This is a genomic window from Paenirhodobacter huangdaonensis (assembly GCF_004022465.1).
GTDB lineage: Bacteria > Pseudomonadota > Alphaproteobacteria > Rhodobacterales > Rhodobacteraceae > Rhodobacter > Rhodobacter huangdaonensis.
Genome location: NZ_SAVA01000006.1, coordinates 83,894 through 100,377, shown reverse-complemented (window position 1 = coordinate 100,377; position 16,484 = coordinate 83,894). Strand labels below are relative to the sequence as shown.

12 protein-coding genes are annotated in these 16,484 nt (G+C 70.1%); 9 read left to right on the top strand and 3 right to left on the bottom strand.

The window, feature by feature from the left end:
- The first annotated feature begins 24 nt into the window (after positions 1 to 24).
- The 4 genes from EOW66_RS11475 (at position 25) to EOW66_RS11460 (ending at position 6,785) form a co-directional block, all read left to right on the top strand.
- On the top strand, positions 25 to 1,323 hold the full coding sequence (locus EOW66_RS11475; protein WP_128156490.1) for a glycosyltransferase family 87 protein: 1,299 nt from the start codon (positions 25 to 27) through the stop codon (positions 1,321 to 1,323).
- Between the two features lie 118 nt (positions 1,324 to 1,441).
- Entirely contained in the window at positions 1,442 to 4,774 is a 3,333-nt protein-coding gene (carB, locus tag EOW66_RS11470; protein ID WP_128156489.1) for a carbamoyl-phosphate synthase large subunit, read from the top strand.
- Positions 4,775 to 5,110: 336 nt separating this feature from the next.
- Positions 5,111 to 5,545: a YqaA family protein gene (locus tag EOW66_RS11465; protein ID WP_128156488.1), complete on the top strand. Its 435-nt coding sequence runs from the start codon at positions 5,111 to 5,113 to the stop codon at positions 5,543 to 5,545.
- Between the two features lie 13 nt (positions 5,546 to 5,558).
- A complete protein-coding gene (locus tag EOW66_RS11460) occupies positions 5,559 to 6,785 on the top strand; it encodes an MFS transporter (protein WP_128156487.1) in 1,227 nt (408 codons plus the stop codon).
- A gap of 47 nt (positions 6,786 to 6,832) precedes the next feature.
- Here the strand turns inward: EOW66_RS11460 and EOW66_RS11455 are convergent, their stop codons facing one another.
- The 3 genes from EOW66_RS11455 to EOW66_RS11445 form a co-directional block, all read right to left on the bottom strand.
- Positions 6,833 to 8,059, bottom strand: coding sequence for a ferredoxin reductase family protein (locus EOW66_RS11455; protein WP_239017570.1), 1,227 nt, complete (start codon positions 8,057 to 8,059; stop codon positions 6,833 to 6,835).
- A 417-nt stretch (positions 8,060 to 8,476) separates the two neighbouring features.
- Positions 8,477 to 9,184 carry a GntR family transcriptional regulator gene (locus tag EOW66_RS11450; protein ID WP_128156485.1) on the bottom strand — a complete coding sequence of 236 codons (708 nt, stop codon included), beginning with the start codon at positions 9,182 to 9,184 and terminating at the stop codon, positions 8,477 to 8,479.
- A gap of 2 nt (positions 9,185 to 9,186) precedes the next feature.
- Positions 9,187 to 10,557: a formimidoylglutamate deiminase gene (locus EOW66_RS11445; protein ID WP_128156484.1), complete on the bottom strand. Its 1,371-nt coding sequence runs from the start codon at positions 10,555 to 10,557 to the stop codon at positions 9,187 to 9,189.
- A 100-nt stretch (positions 10,558 to 10,657) separates the two neighbouring features.
- Between EOW66_RS11445 and hutI the strand changes: the two genes are divergently transcribed.
- From hutI to EOW66_RS11420, 5 genes are read left to right on the top strand one after another with little or no spacing between them, the layout of a single operon-like run.
- Positions 10,658 to 11,836: an imidazolonepropionase gene (gene hutI, locus EOW66_RS11440; protein ID WP_128156483.1), complete on the top strand. Its 1,179-nt coding sequence runs from the start codon at positions 10,658 to 10,660 to the stop codon at positions 11,834 to 11,836.
- Positions 11,830 to 13,350, top strand: coding sequence for a histidine ammonia-lyase (hutH, locus tag EOW66_RS11435; protein ID WP_113899740.1), 1,521 nt, complete (start codon positions 11,830 to 11,832; stop codon positions 13,348 to 13,350). Before hutI ends, hutH begins: the two co-directional genes overlap by 7 nt.
- Positions 13,347 to 14,141: an N-formylglutamate deformylase gene (gene hutG, locus EOW66_RS11430; protein WP_128156482.1), complete on the top strand. Its 795-nt coding sequence runs from the start codon at positions 13,347 to 13,349 to the stop codon at positions 14,139 to 14,141. Before hutH ends, hutG begins: the two co-directional genes overlap by 4 nt.
- Complete coding sequence (locus EOW66_RS11425; RefSeq protein WP_128156481.1) at positions 14,138 to 15,334, top strand: CaiB/BaiF CoA transferase family protein; 1,197 nt, start codon at positions 14,138 to 14,140, stop codon at positions 15,332 to 15,334. The genes hutG and EOW66_RS11425 overlap by 4 nt, the downstream gene beginning before the upstream one ends.
- Positions 15,327 to 16,469 (top strand): acyl-CoA dehydrogenase family protein, encoded by a 1,143-nt coding sequence (locus EOW66_RS11420; protein WP_128150538.1) that lies wholly within the window; start codon positions 15,327 to 15,329, stop codon positions 16,467 to 16,469. Before EOW66_RS11425 ends, EOW66_RS11420 begins: the two co-directional genes overlap by 8 nt.
- Positions 16,470 to 16,484 lie beyond the last annotated feature (15 nt).

Here is a 16,484-nt window from a genome sequence, read left to right as displayed (position 1 = left end):
GGTTTTTCCGCGAATGAGATTTTCATGTCTGCGACTCTTTTCTCCTACACCGGTTCCGTCCCGCCGGTTCAGCGCCGCCGCGAAGCGGTTCTCACGGCGGTGATGCTGTTTGTCTGGGCGGTCTGGGCCTGGTGGCTGGCGGCGAATATCTGGAGCAGCGATCTGGCCGCGCTGTGGTTCGCCGGGCATTTCCACGCCATCGGTCAGGACGCGCTGGTCTATGACGCGCCTGCGCAGTTCTTCGGCGGCACCCCGCCGGGTTGGATCGCGGCGCATCTCGCCCATGGCGGCACCCCGGCGGGGCTCAGCTTCCCCTATGTCTATCCGCCGCTCTGGGCCGGGCTGATCGCGCCGCTGACGGGCTGGCTCGAACCGATCGCGTTCTTCCGGCTGTTCCTGGCCCTGCACGTCGCGCTGCTGGCCGGCTCGGTGCTGCTGGCCGAGCGGATCGCACGCCCGGCGGGCATGCCGCGCCTCGTCTTCATTGGCTGGGGGCTGGCGGTGCTGACGCTGTCGGCGCCGGTACGTGCGTCGCTGTATCTGAACCAGCCGACCATCGGCGTCACCTTTCTGGTGCTGCTGGCGGTGGCCTGTCTGCGGGAACGGCCGCGGCTTGCGGGCGGCGTGCTGGCGGTCGCTGCCGCGATCAAGCTCACGCCGCTCGTCTATGCGCTGCTTTGCGTGCAGGCGCGTCGGCCGCGCGCGCTGCTGGTGCTGGGGCTGGGGCTTGCCGCGTTGACGCTTGCCTCTTTCGCGCTGATGGGGACGGGGCTGCACCAGGCGTTTCTCGAGCAACTCGGGCGGGCGGGGCAGAACTCCGTCTGGGCAAGGGGAAACCCGTCGTTGCGGCTTCTTCTCCTTGACCTGCTGCCGGCGGGCGAGGTGCCCGGCACCTTTGTCTGGATGCCCGGCGGAGAGGCGGCGCTTGTCGCCCTGCCGCGCTGGCTCGGCCCGGTTGCCGCGGTGGTGGCGCTGCTGATTGCGCTGCCGGCGGCAATGCTGGCTGTCCGGCGGCCGGGGGCGGCGGCGGTGACGCTGGGGCTGCTCGGCCTGTCGATCGGTCTTGCCGTCTTCGGGCCGGTCAGCTGGCTGCATTATTTCGTCCTGCCGATGCTGATTGCGCCGGCTCTCGGCTCCGGTCTGGGGCGCGGGGCGACACTGATCGTGCTGGCACAGCTCCTGCTGGCCAATTCCGACGCCGTCCTGTCGTTCTTCCCGGGGGATGCCGACGGCACCTTCGGCTATGTGGCGCTGATCTGCCTGTCCTGGCTCGTGACCCTCGCCGCGACCGTTGTGGCGCTTTCCAGACATCCGAAGGGGTGAGGCCGCGCCTTTCACCCTTGCGCCGCGCGCCGGTCTGACTATAACGCCCATCAATTTGCGCGGGGCCTGCTGGCCCCGTTTCGCTGCTGCAAACCTGTCGCAAAAAATAGGGGTCACCATGCCGAAGAGAACCGACATCAAGTCCATCCTCATCATCGGTGCGGGCCCCATCGTGATCGGCCAGGCCTGCGAGTTCGACTACTCGGGCGCCCAGGCCTGCAAGGCGCTGCGCGAAGAGGGCTACCGGGTGATCCTGGTGAACTCGAACCCGGCGACGATCATGACCGATCCGGAGATGGCCGACGCGACCTATATCGAGCCGATCACTCCCGAGGTCGTGGCGAAGATCATCGAGAAGGAACGCCCCGACGCGATCTTGCCGACGATGGGCGGGCAGACCGGCCTGAACACCGCGCTTGCCCTTGCCGACATGGGCGTTTTGGAGAAATTCAACGTCGAGCTGATCGGCGCCAACCGCGAGGCCATCGAGATGGCCGAGGACCGCAAGCTGTTCCGCGAGGCGATGGACCGCATCGGCCTCGAGAACCCCAAGGCCACGATCATCACCGCGCCGAAGCTCGAAAACGGGCATTTCGACATCAACGCGGGCGTGCAGCAGGCGCTGGCCGAGCTCGAGCACATCGGCCTGCCGGCGATCATCCGCCCCGCCTTCACGCTCGGCGGCACCGGCGGCGGCGTCGCCTACAACCGCGACGACTTCATCGAGATCTGCCACTCGGGCCTCGACGCCTCGCCGGTGGCGCAGATCCTCGTCGACGAATCCCTTCTGGGCTGGAAGGAATACGAGATGGAGGTCGTCCGCGACAAGGCGGACAACGCGATCATCGTCTGCGCCATCGAGAACGTCGATCCGATGGGCGTGCACACCGGCGATTCGATCACCGTCGCCCCGGCGCTGACGCTGACCGACAAGGAATATCAGATCATGCGCAACGGCTCGATCGCCGTGCTGCGCGAGATCGGCGTCGAGACCGGCGGCTCGAACGTGCAATGGGCGATCAACCCCGCAGACGGCCGCATGGTGGTGATCGAGATGAACCCGCGCGTGTCGCGCTCCTCCGCGCTCGCCTCGAAGGCCACCGGCTTCCCGATCGCCAAGATCGCGGCGAAGCTGGCCATCGGCTACACGCTTGACGAGCTCGACAATGACATCACCAAGGTGACGCCGGCCAGCTTCGAGCCGACGATCGACTATGTCGTGACGAAGATCCCGCGCTTCGCCTTCGAGAAGTTCCCGGGCTCGAAACCCGACCTGACCACCGCGATGAAATCGGTGGGCGAGGCGATGGCGATCGGCCGCACCTTCCACGAATCGATGCAGAAGGCGCTTGCCTCGCTGGAAACCGGCCTCTCGGGCTTCGACGAGATCGAGATCCCCGGCGCGCCCGACAAGGCCGCGGTGGTCAAGGCGCTGTCGCACCAGACGCCCGACCGCATCCGGATCATCGCCCAGGCGATGCGCCACGGGCTGAGCGACGAAGAGATCAACGTCGCGACCAGCTATGACCCCTGGTTCCTGGCCCGCATCCGCGAGATCGTCGAGGTCGAGGCCGAGATCCGCAAGTCCGGCCTGCCGCTGACCAGCGACGGCCTGCGCCGGCTGAAGATGATGGGCTTCACCGACAAGCGTCTCGCGAAGCTCACCGGCCGCGACGAGGCGCAGGTGCGGCGCGCGCGCCGCAACCTCGGCGTCAAGGCGGTGTTCAAGCGCATCGACACCTGCGCGGCCGAATTCGAGGCCCAGACCCCCTACATGTATTCGACCTACGAAGCCCCGGCGATGGGCGACGTCGAATGCGAGGCGCGGCCCTCGGACCGCAAGAAGGTCGTCATCCTCGGCGGTGGCCCGAACCGCATCGGCCAGGGCATCGAGTTCGACTATTGCTGCTGCCATGCCTGCTTCTCGCTCAGCAAGACCGGCTACGAGACGATCATGATCAACTGCAACCCCGAGACCGTGTCGACCGACTACGACACCTCGGACCGGTTGTATTTCGAGCCGCTGACCCTCGAATCGGTGCTCGAAATCCTGCGTGTCGAGCAGGAGAACGGCACGCTGCACGGTGTGATCGTGCAGTTCGGCGGCCAGACGCCGCTGAAACTCGCCAATGCGCTCGAAGCCGAAGGCATCCCGATCCTCGGCACCACGCCCGACGCGATCGACCTTGCCGAGGACCGCGAGCGCTTCCAGCAGCTGCTGAACGAGCTCGACCTGAAGCAGCCGGTGAACGGTATCGCCCATTCCGCCGCCGAAGCCTTCGAGATCGCCGGCCGGGTCGGCTATCCGCTGGTGATCCGCCCGTCCTACGTTCTGGGCGGACGCGCGATGGAGATCGTGCGCGACCTCGAACAGCTCAAGCGCTACATCACCACCGCGGTGGTGGTCTCGGGCGACAGCCCGGTGCTGCTCGACAGCTACCTTTCGGGCGCGATCGAGATGGATGTCGACGCGCTTTCGGACGGCGAGACCGTGCATGTGGCGGGCATCATGCAGCACATCGAGGAAGCCGGCGTGCACTCGGGCGACAGCGCCTGCTCGCTGCCGCCCTATTCGCTCTCCCCCGAGCTGATCGAGGAAGTGAAGCGCCAGACCGTGCTGATGGCCAGGGGGCTGAATGTCGTCGGCCTGATGAACGTGCAGTTCGCGATCAAGGACGGGGTGATCTACGTTCTCGAGGTGAACCCGCGCGCCTCGCGCACCGTGCCCTTCGTCGCCAAGGCGACCGACAGTGCCATCGCCTCGATCGCGGCGCGGCTGATGGCGGGCGAGCCGATGTCGGCCTTCCCGCACCGGGCGCCCTATCCGGCGGATGTGGGCCCGGAGACGCCGCTGCCGCTCGCCGATGCGATGACGCTTGCCGACCCGATCACGCCGTGGTTCTCGGTGAAGGAAGCGGTGCTGCCCTTCGCCCGCTTCCCGGGTGTCGACACCCTGCTCGGGCCGGAAATGCGCTCGACCGGCGAGGTCATGGGCTGGGATCGCAACTTCCCGCGCGCCTTCCTCAAGGCGCAGCTCGGCGCCGGCACCAAGCTGCCCGAAAGCGGCCGCGTCTTCCTGTCGATCAAGGATGCCGACAAGTCGGACGAGCTCGCCCAGGCGATGCGCGATCTGATCACGATGGGCTTCACCCTCGTCGCGACCCAGGGCACCAATGCCTGGCTGCGCGAAAAGGGCGTCGCCTCCGAGCTGGTGAACAAGGTCTACGAGCGCCGGCCGAACATCGTCGACCGGCTGAAGGACGGCGAGATCGCGCTGGTGATGAACACCACCGAGGGCACGCAGTCGATCTCGGACAGCCGCTCGATCCGCGCCGTGGCGCTGCACGACCACATCCCCTATTTCACCACGGCCGCGGCCTCGATCGCGGCGGTGGCGGCGATGAAGAGCCGGGCCGAGGGGGACATTGTCGTCCGTCCGCTGCAGGCATAAGCCGCGGCGCATCGGCACAGACGCGAAAGGCGGCCCTCGGGCCGCCTTTTTCCTGCGCTCAGATGAAGGGCACCAGCGGCACGCTGTCGCCGCAGGCGGCAAGCGTCAGCACCAGAGCCAGCAGAAGAACCGTTCGCATCGCATCCTCCTTTTGCAACGGGTCCAGCCTACGCCCCGCAGCCGGTCCGGTCGATGGGGTTTCGCCGCGGCCGATCGGCGCGTGCCGGGCTGGCCTTCGTTCGGGTTTTCGGCGACGAAGGGGGCGCCGGGGCGTGCCGGCGGGAAGCGGGGGGCGATGGAAGGCGGAAGACGTCAGGAGGCGGGGCGGCCCGGATCATGGCGCTGACGGGGTTGTTCCTTGCGGCGCTAATCGCGGCGACGCTGCTCCCGGCGCAATCCGAGGCGGTGCTGGCCGGGCTGATCCTTGCCGGCGGCCATCCGCTCGCACTGCTGCTTCTGGTCGCCACAGCGGGCAATGTCCTTGGCGCGGCGATCAACTGGGCGCTTGGCCGCTTCCTGATCCGCTTTGCCGGCCGGCGCTGGTTTCCGGTCTCGGGCGCGGCGCTCGGGCGGGCGACGGGCTGGTATCGCCGCTGGGGGCACTGGAGCCTGCTCGGCGCCTGGCTGCCGATCATCGGCGATCCGCTGACCTTTGCCGCCGGCGTGATGCGCGAGCCGCTGTGGCGCTTTCTCGTGATCGTGACGGCGGCGAAGGGCGGGCGCTATGCCGTGCTCGCCTGGGCCGTGCTAAGGGTGCAGGCATCGGTCTAGCAGGAGACGGGCGATGGACGGGAAGACGGCGGCAAAGACGGGTGGCTGGCGGGCCCTGCCGGCGGGGATCTGGGCGCTTGGCTTCGTGTCGATGCTGATGGATGTCTCGTCCGAGATGATCCATGCGCTCCTGCCGATCTACCTGACCGCCGGGCTTGGTGCGACGGCGCTCGCCGTCGGCGTGATCGAGGGCATTGCCGAGGCGACGGCGGCGATCACCAAGGTCTTCTCGGGGGCGCTCTCCGACCGGATCGGCCGGCGCAAGGAGCTTGCGGCCCTCGGCTATGGCCTTGCGGCGCTGACGAAGCCGGTGTTTCCGCTCGCCTCCTCGATCGGCTGGGTGGTTGCCGCGCGGTTCGTCGACCGGGTCGGCAAGGGCATCCGCGGCGCCCCGCGCGATGCGCTGATTGCCGATCTCACCCCCGAGGGGCTGCGCGGCACTGCCTTCGGGCTGCGCCAGTCGCTCGACACCGTCGGCGCCTTTCTCGGCCCGCTCGCGGCGATCGGGCTGATGGTGCTGTTCGCGGATGATTTCAGCAAGGTGTTCTGGGTGGCGGTGATCCCGGCCTTCCTCGCGCTCGCGCTGATCCTGACCGCGGTGCACGAGCCGCCGCGGCAGGACCGGCACCCGCCGCGCAACCCGCTGTCGCGCGCCGAGCTGGCGCAGCTGCCGTCCGGCTACTGGGCGGCGGTGGCGGTCTCGGCGGTCTTCACCCTGGCCCGGTTCAGCGAGGCCTTCCTGATCCTGCGCGCCGCCGAGGCGGGGCTTGCCCCGGCGCTGGTGCCGCTGGTGCTGGTCGGGATGAACCTTGTCTATGCGCTCGCCGCCTATCCGGTGGGGGCGCTCTCCGACCGCATCGGCCGGCGCGGCCTGCTGGTCGCGGGGCTGGCGCTGCTGATCCTCGCCGATCTGGTGCTGGCGCTGGTGCCCGGGCTTTCGGGCGTTGCGGTCGGGGTGCTGATCTGGGGGCTGCACATGGGCGCGACGCAGGGGCTGCTTTCCGCCCTGGTGGCCGATGCCGCGCCGGTGGCGCTGCGCGGCACCGCCTTCGGCCTTTTCAACCTCGTCACCGGAATCGCGCTGCTGCTGGCAAGCGTCATCGCCGGGGCCTTGTGGCAGGGCATCGGCGCACAGGCGACCTTCCTGACCGGCGCCCTGTTTGCCGCTGTGGCGCTTGCCGGCGTGCTGTGGCTGGGCCGGGCAGGGCTCGCGCGGCCCGGGCCCGCCCGCCGGGGGTAAGCCCCGGCCGGGGCGGCGATGCCGCGCGGGCCGCGCCCGGCCAGGTCTCAGCGCAGCTCGAACAGCTCCTGATGGAAGCGGGTTTCGGCATCCAGCCCCTGCGCCGCGAAATCGGCACGCAGCGCCTTGCCGAAGCCGCTCGGTCCGCAGAACCACAGGCTGGCCTCGCGCCAGCCCGGGACGGCTTCGCGGATCCGCTGTCCGCCGAGGTGGCCGTCCCTTGCGTCGATCAGCACATGCAGGCGCACCTTCGCGGCGCGGGCATCGGCCGCGAGCCGTTCGAGCGCCGCGTCGTCGACCTCGCGCGTCGAATGGAACAGGTCGATCTCGGGGCGCGGGGCATCGGGCGCGGTGCCGGCCATTTCCTTGAGCCGGGCGAGGAACGGGGTGATCCCGATCCCGGCGCCGATCCAGATCTGCCGCGGCGCCCCGTCGTCGAAGGTGAAACAGCCATAGGGGCCCTCGACGGTGACCGGCTGTCCGACCTTCAGCGTCTTGGCGAGTTTCGCGGTGTGATCGCCGAGTTCCTTGGTGACGAAGGCGATCTTCGGATCCGCCGGTTTCCAGGCCGAGGCGATCGTGTAGGGATGCGCGCCTTCAAGCTGGTTCGAGGTGACGAAGGCGAACTGCCCGGCCTTGTGTCCGGGCCATCCGCTGCCGAGGCGGATCACGGTCTCGAGCGAACGCACGCCGGGATATTGGCTCAGTTCGGCGATTTCCCCCCGGACCCGCCGGGAGCGGCCGATCGCCCCGAAGACCGAGACCAGCGCGGCATAGCTGCCCGCCAGCATCAGCAGCGCAAGAACCGGGCCGAGCGGGGTGAACCACATCGCGTAATCGAGCAGAACCACGGTGTGAAAGACCAGCACGAGATAGACGACCGGCAGGACACGGTGGGTATAGCGGAACAGCCGGTAGGGAACCAGTTTCACCAGCGCGATCAGCAGCAGCACGACCGCCGCGTAGAACGCCCATTCCCCGAGCCCCTCCGCGGTGCCGCGAAACGACATCAGAAAGGCGCGCACCGGCTCGGTGATCTCCGGGCGCGGACCGCGTTCGGGGCGCGCGACAAGCCCTGCGCCGACCGCCCATTTCGGCGCTTCCGACCAGAGCCAGTGAAAGACCGCCAGCCCGAGGGCGCCGATGCCGAGCCACTTGTGCAGACGGTACATCTTGTCGAGCCCGCCGAGCCGGGCTTCGGGCCAGCGCGGCCGGAGCGACAGGATCATCGCGACGCTCATCGCCGCGATCGCCAGCGTTCCCGTCGCCTGCATGAGGTCATCGCGCAGGGCGAACAGGCTGGAGGCGGAGAAGATGCTCAGGTTCAACAGGAGCCAAAGGGCGCCCATACCGCCCCAAAACCCCCAAAACAGTCTCAGATTGGTGCGTGTCATACTCTGTCCTTCGTCGTTTTGCCAAAAGGGGCGTGCGATGGTGGTGGCGGCACGATGCAGCCCGCCGGGCGTAATTCCAAAAATCATACGCGCAAGCATGGCGCTTTCGTCGCGCCGGACCAAGTTTTTCCGGTCCTGCGTCAACGGGCCTCAGCCGCGTCCATCAGTGCCGCCCGGCCCCCTGCTGCGGGGCGCGCGGATTTCGGGGAAAGACCTGCTTGCCGCCCCGCTCATGCGGTCCTGCCGCGCGGCGGGGCGGGGATGCGGCAGGGAGGGGGCAGGGCCCGCGACAGGGCGTTACAGCTCCAGCCCCAACCGGAACGCCGGGGTGAAATATTCCTGCACATGGGTGATGGCCGCCTCGTGCATCCAGGTGATGCGCAAGATGCTCAGCACCGGGTCGGCGGGCGCGCAGGCCAGAGGCCCGGCGGCCGCGCCGGCCGCGACGGCCTGAAACTCCATCGTGCCATGGGTATAGGGCGATTCGCGCACCAGCCATTCGTTCGGGCTGAGCCGGGTCAGATCGGCACCGGTGATCGCGGGCACGGTATCGACCACGATCCAGCGGTCCTCGAACATGTGCGGCGCGCCGTCGGCGAGATGCAGGCTCTGGACATGCAGCATCGTCTCGCCGCCGCTCAGGTGCAGCCGCGCCGCGACCGGGCCGGGGGGCGGCGCGATCTCGCGCAGCAAAGGGCGATACTCATAGTCCTGGCCGCGCGCCTCCACCTCGTTGCGGATCAGCGGGATGTCGAGCGTTGCCTTGCGCCGCGGCGCTTCCATCACCCGGGTGCCGGCCTTGCGGCGGCGGTCAAGGAAGCCCGAGGCGGCGAGGTCCTGCAACGCCCGGTTCACCGTGGCCCGGGCGCAGCCGAATTCGGCGGCAAGCTCGGCCTCGTTCGGGATCAGGCTGCCGGGCGTATAGGCGCGGGTGCGGATGCGGCGCATCATCACGTCGCGTATCGCCTGCCAGGTTGTCGGACTGCCGGGCAGATCTCCGTGCATGCTTACCCCTCCCGGGCCAGCCTCCGCACCACCCGGGCATAGGCCGAAACAATCTCCTCTCGCCGGACATGAACCCCGTCGCGCACCATGTGCCGGCCCGCCGACCAGACCTCGCGCACCGCGCGGTCATCGCGGGCGAAGATCCAGGTGTCGAGAACCACATCCCCGGTCCTTCCCTGCCCGTCGGGGCCGAGATCGTCAAGCGCAAGCAGATCGGCCCAGAGCCCCGCTGCGATCGCGCCGCTTGCCCGGCCCGCCGCCTGTGCCCCGCCTTCGGCGGCGCCCTGCAGCAGCACCCGCCCGGTCGAGCGCCCGGCCTCGGCCAGCGCGGCGCGGGTATGGTCGCGCAGGCGCTGCGAATAATCGAGGGTGCGCAGCTCCTCGGTCAGCGAGATCCGGATGTTGCTGTCCGAGCCGATGCCGAAGCGCCCGCCGCCGGCGCGCCAGCGCAACCCGTCGAAGATGCCGTCGCCCAGGTTCGATTCGGTGATCGGGCACAGCCCGGCCACCGCTCCGCTGGCGGCCAGCGCCGTGGTCTCTGCGGGCAGCATCTGCGTCGCATGGATCAGGCACCAGCGCGGATCGACCGGCGCATTTTCCAGCAGCCACTGCACCGGGCGGCGGCCGGTGGCGGCGAGAACCTCGTCGACCTCGGCCTGCTGCTCGGCAAGGTGGATGTGGATCGGGCGGTCGCCGGCCAGCGCGATCGCCGCCGCAAGGCCCGGGCCATCGACCGCGCGCAGGCTGTGCGGCGCCACGCCCATGCCGCTGTCGGTGCCCAGGGCCGCGACATGCCGCGCCGCCGCCGCATGCAGCCGTGCATAGCGCTCGGGGTCGTTGCCGAAGCGATCCTGGCCGCTCGTCAGCGCCCGCCGGTCGAGCCCGCCATAGCTGTAGAGCACCGGCAGCAACGTCAGCCCGATGCCCGATTGCGCGGCGGCGGCGGCGATCCGCCCCGACATCTCGGCCAGATCGGCATAGGGCACCCCCCCGGGCGCATGATGGAGATAATGGAACTCGACATTGGTGGCATAGCCGGCCTCGAGCATTTCCATCTGCACGAAGGCGGCGATTGCCTGCACATCCTCGGGGGTGATCTGCTCGAGGAAGCGATACATCAGTTGCCGCCAGGTCCAGAAACTGTCGCGCGGATCGGCGCCGCGGCGTTCGGTCAGCCCCGCCATGGCGCGCTGAAAGGCATGGCTGTGCAGGTTGGCGGGCGCCGGCAGCAGCGTCTCCACCAGCTGCGCCCCGGCGGGCTGCGCCGTGTCGGCCTGCACCGCGGCAATCCGGCCGTCGTCGCCGATGTCCACCCGCACCGCCTGTGCCCACCCGTCCTGCACCAGCGCCTGACGCGCCCAGATCGTCTGCATTGCCGGAACCTCCGCCCGAATTCACCGTGTTGACAGGAATATTATGTGCAGACATATTATTTTCAATCAACCCCGAATCGCAGCACGACGGGACCAGCACATGACCGACCTCACACTCACCAATGCCACGCTCATCCCCTGCGATCCCGGGGCGCCACGCCGGATCGCGCGCGGCTGGCTGCGCATCGCCGCAGGCCGGATCGTGGCGATGGGCGAGGGCGAGGCCGATGGCGAGGACCTGGGCGGCCGGGTCGTCACGCCGGCGCCGATCGACTGCCACACCCATCTCGTTCACGGCGGCAACCGCGCGCGGGAGTTCGAGATGCGGCTCGAAGGGGCGAGCTATGAAGAGATCGCCCGCGCCGGCGGGGGCATCCTGTCGACCGTCACCGCCACCCGCGCCGCCACCGAGGCCGGGCTGGTGGCCTCGGCGCTGCCGCGGCTCGACACGCTGCTGGCCGAGGGCGTGGCGACGGTCGAGGTGAAGTCGGGCTACGGGCTGACGATTGCGGACGAGCTGAAGATGCTGCGCGCGGCGCGGGCGCTGGCTGCGGTGCGCCCGGTGCGCATCGTCACCAGCTGGCTTGCCGCCCATGCGCTGCCGCCCGAATACGCCGGCCGCGCCGACGCCTATATCGAGGAGGTGGCGATTGCCGGTCTGCGCGCCGCCCATGCCGAAGGGCTGGTCGATGCGGTCGACGGCTTTTGCGAGGGCATCGCCTTCTCGCCCGCGCAGATGGCGCGGCTCTTCGATGTGGCGGCAGAGCTTGGCCTGCCGGTGAAGCTGCATGCCGAGCAGCTCTCGCATCTGGGCGGCTGCCAGCTGGTTGCCGCGCGCGGCGGGCTTTCGGCCGATCACGTCGAGCATGCCACCGCCGCGGATGCGCGGGCGATGGCGGCGGCGGGCACCGTCGCCACGCTGCTGCCCGGCGCCTTCTACACCCTGCGCGAGACGCAGATGCCGCCGATCGCCGCCTTCCGCGACGCGGGCTGCGCGATGGCGCTGGCCACCGACTGCAACCCCGGCACCGCACCGCTGACCTCGATCCTGCTGACGCTGAACATGGCCTCGACGCTGTTCCGCCTGACACCCGAAGAGGGGCTGCATGGCATCACCTGCCATGCGGCCCGTGCGCTTGGCCTGAGCGACTGCGGCCGCCTCGCGCCGGGGCTGCGCGCCGATCTGGCGGTCTGGGACATCGAGGACCCGGCCGAACTGGCCTATCGCATCGGCTTCAACCCGCTTCATGCCCGCTATTTCGAAGGACGCAAATGCTGACCCTCATTCCCGGCGAAGCCACGCTCGCCCAGCTCGAAACCCTCTGGCGCACCGCGGCTCCGGCCCGGCTTGACCCGCGGGCGCATCCCGCCATTGCCGCCTCGGCGGCGCGGATCGCGGCGGCGGCGGCCGGCGACGCGGCGGTCTATGGTGTCAACACCGGCTTTGGCAAGCTCGCCTCGGTGCGGATCGCGCCCGAGGATACCGCGACGCTGCAGCGCAACCTGATCCTGTCGCATTGCTGCGGCGTCGGCGCGCCGCTCGCCCCCGAGACCGTGCGGCTGATGATGGCGCTGAAGCTGCTCAGCCTCGGCCGCGGTGCCTCGGGCGTGCGCCCGGAGATCGTCGCGCTGCTCGAGGGGATGCTGGCGCAGGGGGTGACGCCGGTGGTGCCCGAGCAGGGCTCGGTCGGCGCCTCGGGCGATCTGGCGCCGCTCGCCCATATGGCGGCGGTGATGATCGGCGCGGGCGAGGCCCTCGTGGCGGGCGAGCGCCTGCCCGGCGCCGCGGCGCTGGCGCGTGCGGGACTTGCGCCGGTGGTGCTTGGCGCGAAAGAGGGGCTGGCCCTGATCAACGGCACGCAGTTCTCGACCGCGCTCGCGCTCGTCGGGCTGTTCCGGGCGCTGAGCTGCCTGCGCAGCGCGGTGGTGACCGGCGCGATGTCGACCGACGCGATCATGGGCTCGACTGCGCCCACTCGCGCCGAGATCCACACCCTGCGCGGCCACGCCGGCCAGATCGACGTCGCCGCCGCGATGCGCGCCCTGCTCGCGGGCAGCGAGATCCGCGAAAGCCACCGCGAGGGCGATGCCCGCGTGCAGGATCCCTATTGCATCCGCTGCCAGCCGCAGGTGACGGGCGCCGCGCTCGATCTGCTGCGCTTTGCCGCCGGCACCCTGATCACCGAGGCCAATGCGGTGACCGACAATCCGCTGGTGCTCTCCGATGGCACGATCGTCTCGGGCGGCAATTTCCATGCCGAGCCGGTGGCCTTCGCCGCCGATCAGATCGCCCTTGCCGTGGCCGAGATCGGCGCCATCGCGCAGCGCCGCATCGCGCTGATGGTCGACCCGGCGCTGAGCTTCGGCCTGCCGCCGTTCCTGACCCCGGCGCCGGGGCTGAACTCGGGCCTGATGATCGCCGAGGTCACCACCGCCGCGCTGATGAGCGAGAACAAGCACCTCGCCGCGCCCTGCTCGGTCGACAGCACGCCGACCAGCGCGAACCAGGAAGACCATGTCAGCATGGCCGCTCATGGTGCGCGCCGGCTTGGCCTGATGACGCAGAACCTCGCCGTGATCCTTGGCGTCGAGGCGATCTGCGCCGGTCAGGGCATCGAGTTCCGCGCCCCGCTTGCCACCTCGGCGCCGCTGGCCCGGGCGCTGGCCGTGTTGCGCAGCCGGGTGGCGACGATGGGCGAGGACCGCTTCCTCGCCCCCGACCTTGCCGCCGCGCAGGGGCTGATTGAAGACGGTGCGCTGGTTGCCGCCACCGGGCTGGAGATTGTCGCATGACCCCCGTTGAAATCATCCCGGGCGATGGTCCGGTGATCCTTGGCCTGCCGCACACCGGCACCTTCCTGCCCGAGGAGATCCGCGCCCGGCTGACGGCCCGCGGCCAGGAGCTGGCCGATACCGACTGGCATGTCCACGAGCTCTATGCGGGCCTGCTGCCCGGCGCGACCACGGTGCGCGCGACCTTCCATCGCTATGTGATCGACGCGAACCGCGGGCCCGAGGACGAGAGCCTCTATCCCGGGCAGAACACCACGGGTCTCGTGCCCGGCACCGATTTCGATGGCGTGCCGATCTGGACCGAGGCGCCCGACGCCGCCGAGGTGGCCCGCCGTCTCGCGCGCTTCCATGCGCCCTATCACGCGGCGCTTGCGGCCGAGATCGCGCGGGTGAAGGCGCGGCACGGCGTGGCGATCCTCTACGATTGCCACTCGATCCGCAGCCATATCCCCTTCCTCTTCGAGGGCACCTTGCCCGATTTCAACATCGGCACTGCCGGCGGCACCAGCTGCGCGCCGCAGATCGAGGCGGCGGCGTGCGCCGTCTGTGCCGGGGCCGAGGGCTTCAGCCATGTGCTGAACGGCCGTTTCCGGGGCGGCTGGACCACCCGCCATTATGGCCGGCCGGAAACCGGGGTGCATGCGATCCAGATGGAGCTGGCACAATCGACGCATCTTGCCACCGAGGCCGCGCCCTGGGCGCTGAGCGCCGAAAAGGCCGCCCGGCTGCGCCCGCATCTGGCCGGGATCCTCGCCCGGCTCGCCGCGCTTGCGCCGGAACTCGCGCGATGAAACCGCTTGCCGGACTGCGCATCCTCGACCTGACGCGGGTGCTTGCGGGGCCCTTCGCCACCGCGATCCTTGCCGATCTCGGTGCCGAGGTGATCAAGCTTGAACCGCCACAGGGCGACGACTATCGCCACATCGGGCCGTTTACCGCGGGGCAGTCGGCGCTTTTCACCCTGACGAACCGCGGCAAGGCCTCGGTCGTCGTCGATCTGAAGACGCCCGAGGGCCAGGCGCTGGCGCGTGACCTTGCCGCCGGCTGCGACGTGGTGGTGGAGAACTTCCGCCCCGGGGTCGCCGCGCGGCTCGGTCTTGGCGCCGAGGCGCTGCGTGCGGCCAATCCCGGCCTCGTCTATTGCTCGATCTCGGGCTTCGGCCAGCAGGGGCCGGCCGCCGGGCTGCCCGCCTATGACCTCGTGGCGCAGGCGATGTCGGGCTGGATGGCCGCGACCGGCGAGGAGGGCGGCGCGCCGCTGAAGGTCGGCGAGGCGCTCGGCGATGTGGCGGCCGGTCTTTACGCGGTGATCGCGATCCTCGCCGCGCTGGTCGGGCGCGGTCAGACCGGGCGCGGCGCGGCGCTCGACGTGGCGATGGTGGATTGCCTCGTCGCGATGCTGCCGACGAGCCATGCGCTCCACCTCTATGCCGGCGTGCCGGTGGCGCGGGTCGGCAACCGCCATCCGCTGTCCACCCCCTTCGGTGCCTTCCGCACTGCCGATGGCCATGCGATCATCGCGGTGCTGGGCAGCCGCCAGTTCGCCGCGCTTTGCGCCGTGATCGGCGCGCCCGAGGCGGCGGCGGACCCGCGCTTTGCCTCCGACGAGCTGCGCACCACGCATGAACCCGCGCTGCGTGCGCTGATCGAGGGCTGGACGGCGCAGCACTCCACCGACGCGGTGGTCGCGGCGCTGGCCGCGGCGCAGGTGCCCACGGCGCCGATCCTGACGCTGGCGCAGCAGCTTGCCTCGGAGCACGCCCGCGCCCGCGCGCTGGTGACCGCCTTGCCGCATCACGCGCTTGGCACGGCGCCGGTGGTGGGCCAGCCGGTCCGCTTCGACGGCGCCGCGCCGCTGGCCGCGACCGGCGCCCCGGCGCTTGGCGGGCAGACCCGCGCGGTGCTCGAGGGGCTGGGGCTGAGCAGGAAACAGATCGACGGGCTGATTGCCGCGGGGATCGTGACGGAGACGACAGATGACTGATTTTGACCACCTGCTCGGCGACGAGGAGCGGATTTTCCTCGACACCCTCGCCCGGTTCTCGGCCGAGGTGCTGGCCCCGCAGGCCGCGGCCACCGACGAGAGCGGCGCCTTCGTGCACGCGCAACTCGCCGCGCTCGCCGAAACCGGGATGATGGGCGCGAACCTGCCTGAACGCTGGGGCGGGGCGGAGATCTCGGCGCATGCGCTGTTCGAGGCGGTGGCGACGGTGGCGGGCGGCTGCGGCTCGACCGTCTCGGCGCTGACCGCGCATTTCCTCGCCACCGACAGCCTGCTCATCGGCGGCGATGACGCGCTGCGCGCGCGCTTGCTGCCGGCGGCGGCCGAGGGCCGGCTGCTCGGCGCCTTCGGCCTGACCGAGCCGAACGCCGGATCGGACCCGGCCGACATGCGCACCCGCGCCACGCGCGAGGGCGACGGCTGGCGGATCAAGGGGCGCAAGTGCTTCATCTCGAACGGCGGCGTCGCCGATTTCATCGTGGTCTATTGCGTCACCGACCCGGCGGCGGGGCATCGCGGGATCTCGGCCTTCGTGGTCGAGAAGGGCACGCCCGGCCTCACCCCGGGGCGGGTCGAGCAGACCATGGGGCTGCGCGGCGGCCATGTCTGGGAACTCGATCTCGACGTGCTGGTGCCCGAGGCGAACCGGCTCGGTGCCGAGGGCACGGGCTTCCGCACCGCGATGCAGGTGCTCGACAACGGCCGTGTCGAGGTTGCGGCGATGGCGGTGGGCATCGCCCGCGCGGCCCTCGCCGCCGCCCGCGACTGGACGAAGAGCCGCATCATCGGGGGCGCGCCGCTCGCCAGCCGGCAGGGCATCCAGTGGATGCTGGCCGACATGGCGACCGAGCTGAGCGCGGCCGAGCTGCTTGGCCACGAGGCGGCACGCCAGCGTCAGGCGCATCAGCGCTTCACCACCGCGGCCTCGAAAGCCAAGCTGTTCGCCACCGAGGCCGCCGGGCGCATCGCCGATGCCGCGCTGCAGATCCATGGCGGCTACGGCTATACCCGGGACTTCCCGCTCGAACGTCACGCCCGCGATCTGCGCATCATGCGCATCTACGAGGGCTCTTCCGAAATCCAACGCAACATCATCGCAGGCCGGCTGCTTGCCTGACGCGCCGAAAGGACA